An 18,636-nucleotide genomic window follows, 5' to 3' on the forward strand; every position below is an offset into this window, starting at 1 on the left:
GGTAAAAATAGAATTTTTTTATATTTCCTAGTTTTATAAAAAACCTATGATTTCAATGGTAGGGTACTTTTATGGATTGATTGCTAATATCACCATCGTTAGGATTGCCTAATTTTATTTTGAAACTTAAAAAGTATGAGTATGAATAAAGTTTAATATAGGTAATTCTAGGGAGCCTTCAAATTTAATTACGTATTCATTCGTAATTAAAAAACGGTCTTTAGGAAATTCTGATATAAAACCATTTATTTTTGAAATCTCATAATATTTTGTCTTTATTATATCGTTTAAATTGTCTCTGATATCAAAGCTAGCCTTAATTGTTGAATTCATTGTTATATTTTTATTAAATAGTGCATTTTTGATTTCTATCTTATCAATAGTAATAGAAGATTTTACACTATTTTGAAACTCATTAACAATTTCAAGAGGATGTACTTTAATAGAATCCATATAGAATTCAAAATTAAATATTTTTGAAAAAATGTTTTTCAATGTTGAAATACTACGAGGTTCATTGAGTGTTAAAAAATTATTTTCTTTTCTATTAAGAATAGAAAAGAAAATTTCATTCCTGACTAACTTTTTAATTATTTGTGTATTATTGTCTAGATCGATAAACTCCTCTTCAATGATATTTGTTTCTATAAATACAGCATCAAAATAGTAATCTCTAGTACGTAGGATTTTAAATTTATAAAACTCAGAACCTTCCCAGTTTAAAATTTTCTCATAAATATCTAAATGTTTAACGGGGAAGCTCGCATTATATATTCTATATTTGCTCATGTCATACCACCATCTTGATTTAAAGAAGCATTATATTCTTCTGTAATTTCTTTAAAAATTTTATTGGAAGTTTTATCAAAATAAGCATTAAGCTTGGCTTTTTCTGTTGGCTTAAATTTAGTTGGATCTTTTACAAAGCCATTTGTTCTTTTACTAAATTTATAAAACCATTTTACATCATAAAAAAAACCTGTACAAAGTTTAGGATTTTCAAATCCTGCATTTATCTCAATCGCAATATTATCTTTTAAATTTTTTGTTACCCATGTTATTTCAGTAATATAATGTCCTAGTTTCTTTAGTTCTTTGTACATTCCATTTGTGTGCAAGGACTTACCTGATAATAAAGCACTTTTAATAGAGCTTTCTTCATCTTCTAGAATTATCTCTTGTGAACCATGTGTATTATGATGAACTCTTATTCTTTTTACATCATTTAAATCGTAAAGAGCAGGATCTAGTAACATAAGTTTTTGAAAAAAATTATTACGAAACTCTGGCAGGATAATCTCTTGGAGATCAATATTTTCAGGAATTATACTCTTACCGACTTTGATTGAAGTTTCTTTTATAAGTCGTTCAACAAAAGGTTTGATCGCATCATCGCTATTATGCCTAATTATTACTTTATCATCCTGTTTTTCAAGAATAATAGTTTGATCCTTTAAGGGGCGTTGAATCATACGTGTTTTATTCAATTCTACCTTTGAGGTTGTCATATTGACTTCAACTTTACTCTTCCCATCATTTTTCACAGAAATTTGGTTTCGTTCAAATTCTGGGGAGATTTCCTTTAAAACTTCTTTTATTTTAGTTAAATCATCTATATGTAATACTGATGAAGTGATTTTATTTGATTTATCATCATGATTAATTTGTTCAAGTAAATTTTTTATTGAGTTCCAATCATAATATAAATTAGCAATATAAGTTGCTAGGGTTTCTCTATCTTCATATGGTGATAATAAAATTCCTCTATTTCTACAAAGTTCATAAAGCTTTGAATTTGGAAGCTTTTGTTGTTGAGAATAAATCGTATCAAAAATTTCACGATCATTAATGAGTAAATTATCAAATCCATATTTCATTTTGTACGCTCCTTCATTCCAATTTCTACTTCACTAAAACTTGACTTAATATTGTTAATTTTCAATAAATTAATATTATTTATAATGTTAAGTAGTTTTTCATCAGTTATATCTAAGTTATTAATATAACGTATTTTAGCTTTATCAAAAACAGTGGGTGCGAATTTATCTTGATCTAGTTGATAGATAGTAATTTTATAATCTTCTTCAAGTAGTGAGTTTTGTCTTAAATAATCTAGAAGATAAATAAATTCATCTTCTTCCTCTCCTGATGGTCTATAGAATAAAGTAATTATTTTTTCACTCTTATTAGGTAGTGTATCTTCGAGTATTATCCAAGGAGATGTTAGTACTTCTAAAGTTGCATATTTAGATTTACCAATAGTTGCTTGAGATTTTCTTTGAGGGTAGAAGAAGGTATAGTTGTCAGATAATTGTTTTTTACCTTTTAGATATATTATATGATTTGCCACATTGTGTAACCAGTGAATATCTGCAGGAGTAAAAATAACAATACGGCTATGTCTAGGTATGTTAATTAAATTAGTGTCAATATTTGCAATTTTTCCACTAATAGGTTTTAAGTATTGATTGTCATGGTTATATATAAATAACATGCCATGAACAACAAAATTATCTTGTTCAGTAGAGTACAGTTTTTGCCATTCCGGACTATTTTCCGAACATTCAACTTGCATTGATAGACTTTTAATTATTTCATCTAAATCCGTATTTTCAATAGTCGATTTTGAAAAGCTTTTTAAATCAGTATGAATATAATTTTTTATATTTGTATATGGATCAAAATAATAAAAAACTACATCAGCTGGATGTTTTTCTTTTTCATGTTCAACTTCAACACATACCCAATTTTGGTCTAAAGCAGGGCATGAGACCCAATTAAAAACAGAAAAAATTTCATCTGAGATTAAATTAGCCATTAAACTAATATTGTTAGTTTCTCCCATATATTCCTCATTATTTTAAAGTATTTAATATTTGAAATCACACATATGTCTAAAATGATCTCATCATACGTAATTTATACGCTATTGATGAAAGAATTTGAAAACCTTTATTAAAGGCATTAATTTAAAACATCTCTCATATTACAAAAAAATATTTTAAAATTTGCTTCATTATAATTGTTTTTAGCAATAAAAAAACCACCTAATTCTTTAGAATTAAGTGGTTTTTAAATTTTGGAGCGGGAAACGAGACTCGAACTCGCGACCCCAACCTTGGCAAGGTTATGCTCTACCAACTGAGCTATTCCCGCAATGTGAGCACATTATAGAGTGTTTCATTAAAGTGTCAACACTCTTGTGATCTAATTGAACGTTTAATCAGCACGGCGCCAAACTGTACCTTGACGTGTATCTTCTAATACCACACCTTGGTCGAGCAAAGACTGGCGAATACCATCCGCTTTAGCAAAGTCTTTTGCTTTTTTCGCATCAACACGTTGTTGAATGAAATCTTCAATTTCAGCATCAGACAAAGCAAGCGCTTCTTGTCCAATATCAGATTTTAAGAAATCATCTACATTGTGTTGTACCAAACCTAAAATGTTGATGAGGTGACGTAAAGTTGAATAAAGCACAGTCGCTTGGTCAGCTTGCTCTTCTTTTACAGCACGGTTTAACTCTTTGTTAAGTTCAAACAACACAGCCATTGCTTCGGCAGTGTTGAAATCATCACACATTGCATTGTTAAAACGTTCAATAAAGCTTTGATCAAGCGTTTCAGTTGTCGTTTGACCATACACTTGTTGGTAAGCTTTAAATGAATGATAGAAGCGAGTTAAAGAAGTTTTTGCTTCTTTAAGTGCTACATCAGAGAAGTTCACAGGACTACGATAGTGTGAAGACACAATAAAGTAGCGGATCACTTCAGGGTGGAATTTCTCCATCACGTCACGAATCGTAAAGAAGTTGCCTAAAGACTTAGACATCTTTTCACCATCAACGTTAATAAAGCCAACATGCATCCAATAGTTTACATATTGTTCACCAGTCGAAGCTTCACTTTGCGCAATTTCATTTTCATGGTGCGGGAACATTAAATCTGAACCACCACCATGAATGTCAAAGTGATTGCCTAAGCAGCAAGTCGACATTGCAGAACATTCAATGTGCCAACCCGGACGGCCATTACCCCAAGGTGATGCCCAAGATGGTTCATTTTCTTTTGCATGTTTCCAAAGTACAAAGTCAAAAGGGTGTTTCTTTTCAACTTCTACATCAACACGCTCACTTGCACCAGCTTGCATATCATCAAGCTTACGGCCAGAGAGGCGACCATATTTTTCAAATTTGGTAACTTCAAAATAAACATCGCCGTTTGAAGCAGGGTAAGCAGCGCCTTTATTAACCAAATTGCCAATCATATTTTGCATCTGGTCGATATATTCAGTCGCTTTAGGTGCTTCATCAGGTGCTAAACAGCCTAAGTTCGCTGCATCTTCATTCATTGCATCGATGAAACGAGTGGTGAGTTGTTGGATTGTTTCACCGTTCTCATTCGCACGTTTGATGATTTTGTCGTCAATATCGGTAATGTTGCGAATGTAGCGAACATTCCAGCCTTGACTACGTAAGAAACGAATAATGTAGTCAAATGCAACCATAACTCGAGCATGCCCGATATGACAGTAGTCGTAAACGGTCATACCGCAGACGTACATATCGATGTGACCTTCTTTGCGAGGTACAAATTCAACTTTTTTTCGTTGCTCAGAGTTATATAAAACAAACGGTTGCATAAGGGTTTTCAAACACTCAACAAAAACAGTGTTACATCATAACTGATGCATCATTTTTCACAAAGGTTTATGCAAGAATTTTATAAGCTTGTGAAATCTTATACATTTAAAAACGTGTAGATGATTGAGTTATGTTAGAATGCCCCCAAATCTTTTGATTAAAATCACCGATCTTCACAAGAGATCAGATCAATTATTTTGAGTCAAACTCGTATGCCCAATCCTACAGATTTCCAAAGCAGCGCATTAGCAACATTGCGTATTGAGCAACAAGCCTTAGACGTGTTAGCAACACAAATTGGTGACAGTTTTAACCGAGCTTGTGAAATATTGTTACAGTGTAAAGGTCGTGTTGTGATCACTGGCATGGGTAAGTCAGGGCATATTGGCCGTAAAATGGCTGCAACTTTCGCCTCAACTGGTACACCATCTTTCTTTATGCATCCGGGTGAAGCTGGACATGGCGATTTGGGAATGCTGGTTCGTGGTGATGTTTTAATTGCGATTTCCAACTCTGGAAAAAGTGATGAAATCATGATGTTGATGCCTTTAATCAAACATCTTGGCGTTCCTCTTATTACCATTAGCCGTGATGATAAAGGCCCAATGCCGCAAAACGCAGACATTGCTTTAACTTTAGGCGAATCTGACGAGGCATGCCCATTAGGTTTAGCACCTACGTCGAGTACTACAGCAACTTTAGTATTGGGTGATGCACTGGCTGTCGCTTTACTTGAAGCGCGTGGTTTTACTGCAGATGATTTTGCTCGTTCGCATCCAGCAGGTGCGTTGGGTAAACGCTTACTTTTACATGTAAAACATCTGATGCATACAGGCGATGAACTGCCAAAAGTTTCACCAGATACACCAATGAATCAAGTACTTTATGAAATTTCTAATAAACGTTTAGGCTTGACGACAATTGTAGATGAACAAGAACATTTGCTTGGTATTTTCACCGATGGTGACTTGCGCCGTTTAATTGATAAACAGCAAGGTTTCGATGTGAATTTGCCTGTTTCAGAAGTGATGACAAAAAAACCATCAACGATTTCTCAAGAAGCACGTGCGGTAGAAGCTCTACAACAGCTGAACCTGAAAAAAATTAGTCAGTTTGTGGTGGTAGATGACCAAAACAAAGTGATTGGTGTAATTAGTATGCATGACCTTATTCAGGCAGGGGTAAATTAATCAATGGCATCTTATGCATTGTTAGAACAAGCACGTCATTTACAGGCATTGGTTCTGGATGTTGATGGTATTTTGAGTGATGGCTTCGTAACCTTAACCAATAGCGGCGATGAAATTAAATCATTCGATATTCGTGATGGTTTAGGAATGAAGCTTGCACAGCAAGCAGGCATGAAAGTTATCATTATTACAGGCAGAAAAAGTAATATTGTTGAAAAACGTATGTCTGATTTAGGTGTAGACCTCGTTTTTCAAGGCCGTGAAGACAAAGGCTCAGCACTTCGTGAAGCATGTGCGCAGTTTAATATTTTGCCGTCTGATTGCTTATATATGGGCGATGATTGGCCTGATTTATCTGCTTTTGCAATCGCAGGTATGAGTGTTACTGTGCCAAATGGTCACGAAGAAGTACGTCGCCGTGCGCATTTGGTTACGCAATCGATGGGTGGGCGTGGTGCTGTTCGTGAAGTCTGTGATATGTTGCTGATCGCAAAAGGCATTTACCAAGAACTTCTTGAAAAATATCTTGCAGTACCGCATTAATAATAAGATTACTTAAAAAGGTAGGCTATTCCTGCTCATGGATACCAGAGTTTTATCAATTGTTGCTGTAGTGGTTGCTGCTATAAGTGGTGGTTACTACTACTATAGTGGCAAGGCAAAAAAACTAGACATTGGTTCTGCGAAGAATATGACATATTCAGCGCAGGGCGTCCATTTGACTCAAACTGATGATCAAGGCAATTTGTATATCCGTGCTGAAGTTCGTCAGCTTGAACAGGATATGCAACAAAAAACATCAAAGTTGGATCAACTTAATGCCTCGATGTATAAAGATGGCAAAGTTGATGCAACATTCTTTGCAAAACAGGCAAATGGCTACGATGATAACCGTAAAGTTATTTTATCGGGTGATGTGGTCGCAACTAAACTGGCGCCACAAGGGAAGATTGAATTCCAAACTGATGAGTTAACTGGATATCCAAAAACCAGAGAAATTGAAACAGATCATCAAGTGGTTGTTCAATCTCCACAAGCCGAGTTTGTCAGCAAAGGGTTAAAAGCTAATTTGAATAATGGTCAGTACGAATTTTTTAATATTCGAGGAAAGTATGCACCAAAGTCTTAATTTAAAACGTTCTTCAGCTTTCCTAAAACAAGCTGCGGTAATTACATTCGTTGCTTTATCATCTGCTTCGACTTTTGCTTTACCGTCTGACCGTAATCAACAAATTTCTTTAGTGGCAGACCGTGCAACTTATAATGAGAAAACGGGTTTAACGACTTATACGGGTAATGTGGTGATTGAGCAAGGTACGATGAAGCTTCAAGCCGACTCAATTGTTGCTACGCTAAACTCTAAACGTGAAATTCAAACGATTACTGCCAAAGGTAGACCATCTAAATTCCAACAGCAAATCAGTGCTGACAAGGGCGTTGCACGAGGCGAGGGTCAAACCATTGTTTATAATGCAGATACAGGCATTATTACTTTGACTGGTGGTGCATATCTATATCAAGATGGTTCAAGCATCCGTGGTAACTCATTGAAATATAGTATGAACAAAGGCGATGTTGAAGCTCAAGGTTCATCATCAAACCGTGTTCAAATTATTATTCCGCCATCAACTTCAAAAAGTTTCCCAGGAGCGCGTGACTAATGCAACAAGCTCTTCAACCCCAAACTTTGTGTATTAAGCACTTAGCAAAAAACTATAGTAAACGTTGGGTCGTCAAAGACGTATCTTTTAGTATGCAAAGTGGACAGATTGTTGGTTTGCTTGGTCCTAACGGTGCAGGAAAAACAACAAGCTTCTATATGGTTGTTGGGCTAGTGCGTATGGACAAAGGTGAAATTCACCTTGATGATCTTGATATGTCCGATTTGGCAATGCATGAACGGGCACGTAAGGGAATCGGATATCTTCCGCAAGAAGCTTCTATCTTTAGAAAGCTGACAATTGCTGAAAATATTATGTCTATTTTAGAAACACGCAAAGATTTAAATAAACAACAGCGCCAACAACGTCTTACTGAATTATTGAATGACTTTAAAATCAGTCATATTAAAGATTCATTGGGAATGAGTGTGTCTGGTGGTGAGCGTCGCCGTGCTGAAATTGCACGTGCATTGGCTGCTGATCCTAAGTTTATGTTACTTGATGAACCGTTTGCCGGTGTCGATCCAATTTCGGTGGGTGATATTAAAGATATTATCCAGACCTTAAAAGATCGTGGTATTGGTGTGCTTATCACAGACCACAACGTACGTGAAACTTTGGCGATCTGTGAACGTGCATATATTGTGAGCGAAGGTGCGGTAATTGCAGAAGGCACTCCACAAGAAATTCTGGATAACGAACAGGTACGTAAAGTCTACTTAGGTGACGATTTTACAGTTTAAATAAAAAAGTTAATCTATTTGGCTAAAAAGAGGTCAATGCTTCTTTTTAGCTTTTTTATATTTAATTATTAAAAAACAATAAATTACACGGTTCACTTGATGAAAAAATAATGTGTGAATTATTCCTGCATTTATGCTTCTTTATGCAAAAAAATATGTAGAATGTAAAAGCTTTTAAACGATAACAAACAAGATCAACAAGACAAGCATGATTGGATATAACCAGAGAAGAGTAAAAAGGACATGTAAAAAGCCAGCTTTCCTGAAAGGGTTGATGCTTTTAACTTCACTGCATGTACCTATGGTGATATATGCCGCTAAACCAAGTGAGCAATATCACACATTAAAAGACAACTTATCACAACTTTTTGCCCCTAAAAGTAGTGATGAATTTAAAGTCGCTAAGATGCAAGAGTTGAGTAATTTTAGGCTAGATCGTTCAAGAGTGCAGGAGTTTCCGACTGTTCAACTCAATGATAGAGCAGCTTCATCTTATTCAAATTTGCCATCAAGGAAAATGACTCTGCAGGAAGCGGTGAAAATCGCCATCCAGCGTAACCCTGATATTTCCCAAGCTATTTCAACTTTAGCTGGCCAAAATGCTGGTATTGATGTTGCGAAGGCAGGTTACTATCCTCAAATTTCAGGTGGTATTACCACAGGTGACTTGAGTAGTGGCGAGCGTGGTCGGCAGTTATTGACTTTAAACGCAACTCAAATGCTTTATGATTTTGGTAAAGTCAAATCAGGTGTATCGGTTGAGAAGGCCAAACTCCAAGTCGAACAGGCGAATGTGTTGGTCAGCATTGACGATATTGCACTTGATGTGGCTCAGTCGATTATCAACATTCAGCGCTATCTCCAATTAAATAAAATTGCCGAGCAGCAAATTGCGGGTATTCAGCGAATTCAGGAAATCGCTAATTTACGTGCAAACGCTGGTATTAGCAGTCAGGCTGACCCGATCCAAGCCCAGTCTTATTTACAAGCTGCACAGTCCGGTTTGATTGCACAGCAATCTTTACTACGTCAGTACCAACAACATTTAAGAACATTGTTGGGTGGTGATGTTTCACGTACAGGTTGGATTATTTCAGATGATTTGGTGAAAGTGTCTGATTTATATGGTGAACCTGAGTTTAATACCATTCCAAAAATGATCGCTGCACAAGCGGGCATTGAAGTGGCTAAAGCCCAAAAGGAACAGACCCGTTTAACACGTTATCCAACTTTGGCAGTGAAAGGCTCGGTGAGTCAGGCCATTAATGGAAAAAACCCAAACAATGATGAAGACGACGGTTTATATAGTTCCATCATGCTTGAAGCCACCAGTCAGTTTTATCAAGGTGGGGCAGTTTCTTCCCAAGTAAAAATGGCAAGTTATGCAGAGGAAGCCGCTAAATCTAAAGTGAATTCTGTGTATCTGGATGTGCTCGATCAGATCAGAACCAGCCGTGAGCAAATTGAAAATAAACAACGTCAAATGCAGGTTTTAGCAAACCGCCAAGCGACAACAGTTCGTACACGCGAACTCTATCAAGAGCAGTACAAACTCGGTACCCGTTCATTGGTTGACTTATTAAATGCCGAACAAGCGATTCATAGTGCTAATTCAGAATTCGAAACAGCTCGTTATGATATCTATAGCAGTATTGTTCAATACATTGCAGCAACAGGACGTTCCCGCCAAGCTTATGACTTAAATAATATTTCAATTCAGGGGTTCGAAGTACAACCATGATGACAAAAATAAATTACCAGCCCTGGTTACAGGCGGTCTTAACGATTGCTAAACATTATAGAATTGAGCCTTCAGAAGAAAGAATTCGTTTACAACTTGACTGGAACCAAAATCAAAACCTTGATGATGTTTTGCAGTTAATGACACGTCAGGTTGGACTCAATTTACGTAAAGTACCTTTTTCATTAGATTTACTTAATCCGTGGCGTTTACCTGTCATGGTCGAGTTTAATGACGGACAGGTCGGTGTAATTGATAAGGCCGATACTCAAGGAAATGTCAGTATTCAGTTTAGTGGAGATCACGGCCTTTCCCAAAATTTAAGCTTAGATGTCTTAAAAACAACAATTAAGAATGTCTACATCCTACGTCCTGAAACGTCTATTCCCGATGCGCGTATTGACGAATATATCAAACCATACGAAGCAAGCTGGTTCTGGTCGATTGTTTTAAGAGACTGGAAACGCTACGTTGACATTATGTTTGCCTCACTAATTGCCAACGTATTGGCGCTGGCAACCATTATTTTCTCAATGCAAGTGTATGACCGTGTTGTTCCATCTCAGTCTATCCCAACTCTATGGGTGTTGGCAGGTGGTGTACTCATTGCAGCACTTTTTGAGTTTACCTTGCGTATATCACGGGTATATTTATCCGATATTATTGGTAAACGTGCTGACTTACGGGTGTCTGACCGTGTATTTGGTCATGCCCTACGCATCAAGAATAAAGACCGTTCAAAATCTACCGGTAGTTTTATTTCCCAGATTCGTGAACTCGAAGGTGTGCGTGAACTGGTGACTTCAACCACCATTAGTGCAATTGCCGATTTCCCATTCTTTTTCCTGTTCCTGATTATTTTTGCGATTATTGGTGGGAAACTGTTTTGGGTGATGTTGCTGGTTGTGCCACTTATGCTTTTGCCGGGTATTCTGGCACAGAAGAAGCTAGCGCAACTCGCACAAGAGGGCATGAGAGAGTCTTCAATCCGTAACGCCATTCTTGTTGAAGCGGTACAAGGTATTGAAGACATTAAGCTATTACGTGCTGAGTCTCGCTTCCAAAACCAATGGAACCACATGAACGAAGTTTCAGCCGATATCGGGATGAGACAGCGTAAAATCGTCGGTACTTTAATGGCATGGACTCAAATGCTTCAAGGTTTGACCTATGCAATTGTGGTATTGGTAGGATGTTTTGCCGTGATGGAAGGTGAAATGACTACAGGTGCGTTAGTAGCTTGTTCAATTTTATCTTCACGTATGTTGGCACCGATTGCTCAAATTACAGGTGTGTTAGGACGTTTACAGCAAGCAAAAGTCGCCAAACAAAGCCTTGATGAACTTATGCAACGTCCGATCGATCAGGCAGACCGTTCGCATCTGGTACACAAAGCAGTTTTAAATGGCGACTACGAATTAAAAAATGTCTTGTTCCAATATGGCGAAGAAGACCCAAAACCAAGTTTGGCAATCCGCCATTTAAAAATTCGTGCTGGTGAAAAAATTGCCATATTGGGGCGTAACGGTGCAGGTAAATCAACACTGCTCCAGCTTCTATCTGGTATGCAAGTTCCAACTCAAGGCGCAGTACATTTAGATGGTCTGGATCTTTCATTAATTGATCCGTCTGATGTACGTCGTGATATGGGTTTACTTAACCAGAATGCGCATCTTTTCTACGGTACGATTCGTGAAAACCTCACTTTAGGTGCGCCGCTTGCAACGGATGAAGAGATTCTTCGTGCGTTAGTAGTGACTGGAGCATTACCTTTTGTTCAAGAGAAAAAAGAAGGGCTAGATCACCTGATTTTAGAAGGTGGTGTTGGTTTCTCTGGTGGTCAGAAACAAGCATTGTTACTGGCTCGTCTATTGATTCGTCAACCTAACATTTTATTGTTAGACGAACCGACAGCAGCCATTGATGACGTGGCAGAGAAACAACTGATTGATCATTTAAAAGGTTGGCTGGCACATCGTACTTTGGTCGTTGCGACCCACCGCCGCGCTGTTTTAGAACTGGTGGACCGTATTATTGTCGTGAATGAAGGCAAAATCGTGATGGACGGTCCAAGAGATCAGGTACTCAATCAATCAACAGCCCAACAAAAACAAGTGAGCCAAGGGGGTAATTCATGAGCGAACCACAACAAGAACAACAACTCACCCGTTCAATGAATGTCTCTTATAGTGAGCCACCCTTACCACGTGCCAGTTTAGTGATCTGGATTGTGGGCATTGGCTTGGTTATTTTCTTTATCTGGGCTTGGGTATTTAAACTTGAAGAAGTTTCTACTGGTACGGGTAAAGTCATTCCATCATCTAAAGAACAGGTCATCCAGTCTTTAGAAGGCGGTATCTTAACCAAGCTGAATGTACAAGAAGGTGACATTGTTCAAAAGGGCGAAATTCTTGCGCAGCTTGATCCCACCCGTTTTGCATCAAATGTTGGTGAATCAAGATCTTTACTGATCTCTGCTCAAGCGACAGCAGCGCGTTTGCGTGCGGAAGTAAACGGTACACCTTTAGTTTTTCCTGAAATTGTGATGAAAGAACCAAAGTTAGTACAAGAAGAAACTGCATTATATCGCTCGCGTCGTGCTGATCTTGAACAAACCCTTGCAGGTTTAAGACAGGCGTTGCAACTTGTGCAACAAGAACTGGCGATGACAGAACCGCTCGTGGCTAAAGGTGCAGCAAGTGAGGTGGAGGTTTTACGTTTACGTCGTGAAGCAAATGATTTGCAAAACAAAATGAATGATGCGCAGAACCAGTACTATGTGAAAGCGCGTGAAGAGTTATCTAAAGCGAATACGGATAGTGAAACGCAACAACAAATTGTACTGGGTCGTAGTGACAGTTTAGACCGTGCAGTGTTCAGAGCACCGGTGCGTGGTGTCGTCAAAGAAATTGCAGTTACTACTCGTGGTGGTGTTGTTCCACAAAACGGTAAACTGATGACTATTGTACCGATTGATGAGCAATTGCTGATTGAAGCGCGTATTTTACCGCGTGACATTGCCTTTATTCGTCCGGGACAAGAAGCACTGGTTAAGATTACTGCCTATGACTACTCAATTTATGGTGGTTTAAAAGGTAAGGTTACGGTTATTTCACCCGACACCATTCGTGATGAAGTAAAACAGGACCAATTCTATTATCGTGTTTATATCCGCACTGATTCCGATAAGCTTTACAATAAAGAAGGTAAAGCGTTTGGTATTACACCGGGTATGGTGGCAACAGTAGATATTCGTACTGGTCAAAAAACAGTACTCGATTACTTACTTAAACCATTTAATAAAGCCAAAGAAGCGTTACGAGAAAGATAATAAAAAAAGCCCCGAGATTCGGGGCTTTTTTTATAGGTTTGATTCTATTAAATTCACGTTATAATTTGATTTTTATTATGCTTTATTTTATTTATGGCTTTTACGATTGCATCACAGATTACATTTGAAGAAGAAATTAAAAAAAGTAGATTTCAGGCGATCGCTGCGCCAGTAGAAAATGAACAGCAGGTTAAAGAATTTTTAGAATACAACAAGGATATCTCGACCACTCACCAATGTTGGGCGTGGAAAATTGGGCATAACGTACGCTTTAACGATGATGGTGAACCGTCAGGAACAGCAGGGCGTCCAATCTTGGCGACCATGGAAGGGAATGACCTGACGAATATTATTGTAATGGTTAACCGCTGGTATGGCGGTATAAAACTTGGAACGGGCGGCCTTGTTAGAGCATACGGTGGCTGTGCTGGACAATGTTTATTATTGGCTGAACGTATTGAACTGATTGCAAAGAAGACGATTCACTTTTCTTGTCATTTTAATGAGTGGGCAATATTTCAATACGAACTGACTCAACAACAGATTGAATATCAGGAAACCTACACAGCAACAGGTGTAGATATCGAAGCGAGACTACAGATACATCAAATTGAACCGCTCGCCTTAAAACTCAGAGACGTAACACGTGGTCGTGAAGAATTAAAAATTGAAGAGGAATTAACTGATGACTGATTCCTTACTGAAATATCGTGAGCAACATAAGCACCGCTTAAACTATATGCCATGGTTATATTGGACTTTAAAACCTAAAAACCGTGCTTGGGCTGAAGAGTGGCAAAAGGAATATCAAGCTTATTTAATGGATATGGAAACTGTCGAGATTGGTGAAAATTGTTTTATTTCGCCGCTAGCACATATTTTTGCTGAACCAGGCCGCAAAATTATTATTGGGGATAATAGTTTTATTGCGGCTGATTGCACATTGCATGGACCGCTGGAAATCGGCAATGAAGTCGCGATTAACCATCATTGTATTTTAGATGGTGGGCGAACGGGCATAAAGTTGCATGACCAAGTCCGTATCGCCGCGTATTGCCATTTATATGCATTTGACCATGGGATGCAACTCGACCGTCCACTTTACCAACAGCCAGTTACTTCTAAAGGAATTGAAATTGAGCAAGACGTTTGGTTGGGGGCGCATGTGGGGATTAAAGACGGTATAAAAATCGGTAAACATGCTGTGGTCGGGATGAATAGTATGGTGACTAAAGATGTTGAGCCGTACCATATTGTCGGTGGGAACCCCGCAAAATTTATTCGTTTAAGAGAATAATGCAGTCTCAAGAATGTAATAAAATGTTTGATCTTTAAACAAAAAAGTTGATTTTTATACATAAACCTTAACATACCAATTTTTATCTATGTTAAGTTAAAGCTAAGTTTTAATAATAATCTCCAAGGCAATAGACCTGAAGAAGAGAGGCTAACATGAACCGTGTTATTGCGTGTATTGACTCATCACCGTGTATTAATGCTATTGCTGATGCAGCAGCATGGGTTGCTAAAGCGACCGGACGGGAACTTGTATTATTACAAATTCTGGACTATTACCCAGCCAGTTACCATCTTGGTGAAATTAGTGGGGTAATCGGCTTTGAAAGCAATGCAATGCTGCTAAAAGAGTTAGCTGAGCTAGAGCAAAAACAAAGTGAACTCGCGTTAGATTATAGTAATAATTTACTCCGCCATATTTCTGATCTTATTCAAGAAAAACACGGAATTACCAGCTCAAAAATTCAAGAAAAAGGTGATTTTTTAGAACAAAGTTTTAATCTCTTACATGAAAATGACATCGTTATTTTAGGTCGAGTCGGGGAAAGAGCAGCCGAGAAACACAAACCAATCGGTAGCAATGTTGAAAACTTCATCCGCGGTGCGAACTGTACTGTTTTGACCATTGGTGAAAACTTTAAAGTGCCAACACGATTTATCTTTGCTTATGAATATTCGCCAACTTGTCAAAAAATGATGCGCCGTATTGCCCAAAGTGACTTATTGCGAACACTGCAATGTCATTTGGTGTATGTAGGAGATCATCCAGAAATATTAAATGAACCAGAGCATTATCTTAAACAAGCGGGTCTAGATGTAGTCACCGTTTACCGTTATGGCGATGTTGCACAAAATATTTTAGAGTACCAACAAGAACACGGTATTCAAATCATTGTGTTAGGGGCATTTAGCCATAGCAAAATTCACCAGTTCTTCTTGGGAAGTATTGCGACAACCATATTCCGAAACGCGACGGTACCATTACTCGTGGCTAAATGATGAGATTTGCATATAGTTATCCGCAAATCTTGTGGATAACTATATGGAAAAGCAACAGTAATAAAAGTAATTAATTGATTATAAATAATAAAATAAAAAAGATGATTTTTTAACCATTATTTCACAATTGCAATTGCGAAGCCATCATGACCTTTTGAGCCAACTGTTTGCAGAGCTGTACAAGACAAGATTTGCGGATGGTTTTCTAAGGCTTTAAACATTTCACGGATGCCTTCAATACTCGGTTTTTTATTGTCAGGATCTAAAATATCACCTGCGCGAATTACATTGTCGAGTACGATAATCGTACCTGATCTTGAGAATTTCAGACTCAATTCTAAATATTCAGGATAACCCTGTTTATCTGCATCAATGAAAATAAAATCAAAAGGCTCGATTGATTGAGGATCAATTGCAGAAAGGATATCTGCAGCACGGCCAGCTCGAAGATCAACTTTTACAGGAAGATTGGCATGATCGATATTTTTCTGTGCCATTTCTGCGTGAGTAGCACGGCCTTCAATTGTGAGTAAATAACCATCTTCAGGTAAGGCACGACCTAACCAGATGGTACTGTATGCAGCAAAGGTTCCGATTTCTAAAACTCGTTTGCATTTATTCATTTGAATAAGCATCTGCAAGAACATTCCTTGGTTAGGAGCCACTGCAAGATGATTTGAAAAGCCGTGTTCGTCGGTATTCTTTAATGCATATTCGAGTCGCGGGTCTTCGGGAATTAAATGTGAATCGATATATTGGTCAATGTCTGTCCACATCTGCTGCATAATCAAATTTACCTATATGTTGATCGGGCTATTTTAAACGTTTATGCATAGAGTGCAAAAATCTTCGTTTCAAGAAATTTTGGTTGATTGGGAAATGAACAATAAAAAAACTCCTTTCAGTTGAAAGGAGTTTTTTTATTAGAAATTACACATCGAACTGTTGCGGGTGAGGTCAGGTCCCCAAGTACGATAGCCTTGAGTATCAATATGAATTTGCCCGGAACTATATAGACCAATACCCATATTTAAGCTTTGACCATGCTGTGCCCAGAACTGACAGAGTTTAAACTTGGTATTTTCGATAAATGCATAATCTTGAGCTTGGGGGAACTCAGGACCAATACGGAAATCGATTGCCGAGTTAAATAAATGTTTAGATGAGCTTGCACCGCCTGCACATTCATTTAAAGGTAAATCTCGATAAACCGAGGTTACTTCAAAGTCAGTTAGAACTTTTGCTGCAACTAAATATTTAAATACGCGTAGGGTAGATAAAGAATTTCCCCATAGCTCGCGATTAGGTACAGCGTATTCTGAGCGGCCACATTTTTGCCAATCACGTGCTGAACGTAATAACTCAAAGCTTGGCACAATGCCTGCGACGTTATTTCGGGTTAAGAATTTTTCGTATTCACGAACACGTTGGTAATTTTCACCAGAACTTAACCAACTTCGATAAGATGCAGGCTCAACTTTAGGGGGAATTGGGCGCTCGATAATAACGCGCTCTTGTGGAATAAAGATTCGTTTACCACTTGGAGAGGTTTTGCCTGTTGTTGTGTGTTGGGGAGAGCTGACACAACCTACCATAACCGCTGGGATTATGCATAAGGGCACCAGACTCTGCAAAAACTTCCGCATAAGAAAAATTAAGCACTTATAAATATTGCGGGTATTTTAATGCAAAACAGTGCACAAATTACGAGGAATTTGCAATGAAATGTTTGAATAGGGTATAAAAAAGATCAGCGGTTGCTGATCTTTTTTGAAATTACTTTTCAAGATATTGTAATTTATCAGGTTTGCCGTTCCATTCTTCACGGTCAGCTGGTTGATCGCCAATTTGAGTAATGTTAGGCCATTTTTGAGAAAGTTCAGCATTTAATTCAATAAATACTTCTTGACCTTCAGGTAACTCATCTTCAGAGAAAATTGCATTTGCCGGGCACTCTGGTTCACATAATGCACAGTCAATACATTCATCCGGATTAATCACTAGGAAATTCGGACCTTCGTAAAAACAGTCTACAGGACAAACTTCTACGCAATCTTGGTATTTACATTTAATACAATTTTCAGTGACAACAAAGGTCATGGCGACAGCTACCTAAAAAATATGGTTTCATTTCGAATAGCTTATTTTAGGCAAAAAAGGGGTAAACAAACAATTGCTTTTATTGATATTCTTTATTCATGCATATGAAGATAAGTTAATACGTTGATAATCAAACATATCTTGTAAACCCAGCAGAGCGTAGTCTATAAAATTAAAATAATAATATATTTTATAAAACAATAACTTAAAAAATATTTTATTTAATTATTTAGATGTCATTTAAGTCAAGGCATCTATTTTAATAAATACCTTAACTTTTCATTTTTTGTTTTACAAATTTTGATTTACGGCTTTTTTGCTTAGAAAATCTTAAATTTTTAGAGCTAAAGCTTACATAGTAAATGAATATCTTCAGGTTCGAGCTGCCAAAGTTGTTGATCTGGAGCATTTAACGGTTGCGCGCCATGCTTCATATAGAAGTCTACAGTGCGTCGACTTGGGGTTGCTGAAATATACAGTTGGTCTGCACCGAGTTGCTTGGCTGACTCTTTTGCGGCTTGCATAAGCTTAGCACCAATGCCTTGACCTTGTTGGTCAGCATCCACATAGAAATAATGGAGTAATTTAGCGTGAGGATAGTCTGTTATCACTTGGTTTGAGACTACGCTCACGCCAACGAGCTTTTCAGAGGCGTCAAATGCACCTACAAATATTGAACCTTGTGCATAGAGTTGTTTGAGTTTAGGTGGGTCATTTTCTAGATGATATGAGTCCCAATTTTGTACATCAAAAAAACAATCAACCAATTCTAACTGTTGCTGTTTTTGTATGTAGTTTTGAGTGATTAATTCACGGCGGCTAATCTGCTGCCAAATAAGATCAATTTCTGAACTTTGCAAAGATCTTAAGATCATATAAATATTATTCTCCGATATGAATAAGCAGACCTAAGCCTGCTTATTCGGAAGTGCT

At 37.6% G+C, this 18,636-nt stretch carries 19 protein-coding genes and 1 tRNA gene; 11 read left to right on the forward strand and 9 right to left on the reverse strand.

All coding sequences use genetic code 11. From position 1 onward, the window contains the following. Positions 1 to 126 precede the first annotated feature (126 nt). From MKL33_RS19210 to cysS, 5 genes are all read right to left on the reverse strand, one after another. Entirely contained in the window at positions 127 to 789 is a 663-nt protein-coding gene (locus tag MKL33_RS19210) for a hypothetical protein (RefSeq protein ID WP_270907550.1), read from the reverse strand. Next, on the reverse strand, positions 786 to 1,877 hold the full coding sequence (locus tag MKL33_RS19215) for a hypothetical protein (protein ID WP_270907551.1): 1,092 nt from the start codon (positions 1,875 to 1,877) through the stop codon (positions 786 to 788). Before MKL33_RS19215 ends, MKL33_RS19210 begins: the two co-directional genes overlap by 4 nt. Then, entirely contained in the window at positions 1,874 to 2,845 is a 972-nt protein-coding gene (locus MKL33_RS19220) for a hypothetical protein (RefSeq protein WP_270907552.1), read from the reverse strand. The genes MKL33_RS19215 and MKL33_RS19220 overlap by 4 nt, the downstream gene beginning before the upstream one ends. A 235-nt stretch (positions 2,846 to 3,080) precedes the next feature. After that, a tRNA-Gly gene (locus MKL33_RS19225) sits at positions 3,081 to 3,156 on the reverse strand. Between the two features lie 63 nt (positions 3,157 to 3,219). Continuing rightward, the gene (gene cysS / locus MKL33_RS19230; protein WP_270907553.1) at positions 3,220 to 4,641 is read right to left on the reverse strand and encodes a cysteine--tRNA ligase; all 1,422 of its coding nucleotides are present in this window, start codon (positions 4,639 to 4,641) and stop codon (positions 3,220 to 3,222) included. Between the two features lie 213 nt (positions 4,642 to 4,854). Here cysS and MKL33_RS19235 point away from each other — a divergent pair, with 213 nt between their 5' ends. The 11 genes from MKL33_RS19235 (at position 4,855) to MKL33_RS19290 (ending at position 15,603) form a co-directional block, all read left to right on the forward strand. Beyond that, positions 4,855 to 5,832 carry a KpsF/GutQ family sugar-phosphate isomerase gene (locus MKL33_RS19235; RefSeq protein WP_002122342.1) on the forward strand — a complete coding sequence of 326 codons (978 nt, stop codon included), beginning with the start codon at positions 4,855 to 4,857 and terminating at the stop codon, positions 5,830 to 5,832. A 3-nt stretch (positions 5,833 to 5,835) separates the two neighbouring features. Beyond that, positions 5,836 to 6,375: a KdsC family phosphatase gene (locus MKL33_RS19240; protein WP_002122322.1), complete on the forward strand. Its 540-nt coding sequence runs from the start codon at positions 5,836 to 5,838 to the stop codon at positions 6,373 to 6,375. Positions 6,376 to 6,412: 37 nt separating this feature from the next. Further along, complete coding sequence (gene lptC / locus MKL33_RS19245) at positions 6,413 to 6,961, forward strand: LPS export ABC transporter periplasmic protein LptC (protein ID WP_005070181.1); 549 nt, start codon at positions 6,413 to 6,415, stop codon at positions 6,959 to 6,961. Continuing rightward, positions 6,945 to 7,493 (forward strand): lipopolysaccharide transport periplasmic protein LptA, encoded by a 549-nt coding sequence (gene lptA / locus MKL33_RS19250; protein ID WP_002122334.1) that lies wholly within the window; start codon positions 6,945 to 6,947, stop codon positions 7,491 to 7,493. The genes lptC and lptA overlap by 17 nt, the downstream gene beginning before the upstream one ends. After that, the gene (gene lptB, locus MKL33_RS19255) at positions 7,493 to 8,236 is read left to right on the forward strand and encodes an LPS export ABC transporter ATP-binding protein (RefSeq protein ID WP_002122331.1); all 744 of its coding nucleotides are present in this window, start codon (positions 7,493 to 7,495) and stop codon (positions 8,234 to 8,236) included. The genes lptA and lptB overlap by 1 nt, the downstream gene beginning before the upstream one ends. Positions 8,237 to 8,510: 274 nt before the next feature. Beyond that, on the forward strand, positions 8,511 to 9,977 hold the full coding sequence (locus tag MKL33_RS20645; RefSeq protein ID WP_333725067.1) for a TolC family protein: 1,467 nt from the start codon (positions 8,511 to 8,513) through the stop codon (positions 9,975 to 9,977). After that, the gene (locus MKL33_RS19270) at positions 9,974 to 12,115 is read left to right on the forward strand and encodes a type I secretion system permease/ATPase (RefSeq protein WP_005802602.1); all 2,142 of its coding nucleotides are present in this window, start codon (positions 9,974 to 9,976) and stop codon (positions 12,113 to 12,115) included. Before MKL33_RS20645 ends, MKL33_RS19270 begins: the two co-directional genes overlap by 4 nt. Beyond that, the gene (locus MKL33_RS19275; RefSeq protein WP_005076849.1) at positions 12,112 to 13,308 is read left to right on the forward strand and encodes an HlyD family efflux transporter periplasmic adaptor subunit; all 1,197 of its coding nucleotides are present in this window, start codon (positions 12,112 to 12,114) and stop codon (positions 13,306 to 13,308) included. The genes MKL33_RS19270 and MKL33_RS19275 overlap by 4 nt, the downstream gene beginning before the upstream one ends. 93 nt (positions 13,309 to 13,401) lie before the next feature. After that, positions 13,402 to 14,001, forward strand: a complete 600-nt coding sequence (locus MKL33_RS19280; protein ID WP_270907554.1) for an IMPACT family protein — start codon at positions 13,402 to 13,404, stop codon at positions 13,999 to 14,001. Then, a complete protein-coding gene (locus tag MKL33_RS19285; protein WP_002115833.1) occupies positions 13,994 to 14,605 on the forward strand; it encodes a chloramphenicol acetyltransferase CAT in 612 nt (203 codons plus the stop codon). Before MKL33_RS19280 ends, MKL33_RS19285 begins: the two co-directional genes overlap by 8 nt. A 155-nt stretch (positions 14,606 to 14,760) precedes the next feature. Further along, positions 14,761 to 15,603, forward strand: a complete 843-nt coding sequence (locus MKL33_RS19290) for a universal stress protein (protein ID WP_002115820.1) — start codon at positions 14,761 to 14,763, stop codon at positions 15,601 to 15,603. A 116-nt stretch (positions 15,604 to 15,719) separates the two neighbouring features. Here MKL33_RS19290 and MKL33_RS19295 read toward each other — a convergent pair whose 3' ends face one another. The 4 genes from MKL33_RS19295 to MKL33_RS19310 form a co-directional block, all read right to left on the reverse strand. Continuing rightward, on the reverse strand, positions 15,720 to 16,388 hold the full coding sequence (locus tag MKL33_RS19295; protein WP_032063992.1) for an O-methyltransferase: 669 nt from the start codon (positions 16,386 to 16,388) through the stop codon (positions 15,720 to 15,722). Positions 16,389 to 16,526: 138 nt separating this feature from the next. Beyond that, complete coding sequence (locus MKL33_RS19300; RefSeq protein WP_005802595.1) at positions 16,527 to 17,249, reverse strand: D-Ala-D-Ala carboxypeptidase family metallohydrolase; 723 nt, start codon at positions 17,247 to 17,249, stop codon at positions 16,527 to 16,529. A gap of 130 nt (positions 17,250 to 17,379) precedes the next feature. After that, a complete protein-coding gene (fdxA, locus tag MKL33_RS19305; RefSeq protein WP_002051033.1) occupies positions 17,380 to 17,703 on the reverse strand; it encodes a ferredoxin FdxA in 324 nt (107 codons plus the stop codon). Between the two features lie 344 nt (positions 17,704 to 18,047). Then, complete coding sequence (locus MKL33_RS19310) at positions 18,048 to 18,578, reverse strand: GNAT family N-acetyltransferase (protein WP_060465935.1); 531 nt, start codon at positions 18,576 to 18,578, stop codon at positions 18,048 to 18,050. Between the last annotated feature and the right edge of the window lie 58 nt (positions 18,579 to 18,636).

Origin of the sequence: Acinetobacter sp. AOR43_HL, from assembly GCF_027854635.1 — a bacterium.
Taxonomy (GTDB): domain Bacteria; phylum Pseudomonadota; class Gammaproteobacteria; order Pseudomonadales; family Moraxellaceae; genus Acinetobacter; species Acinetobacter pittii.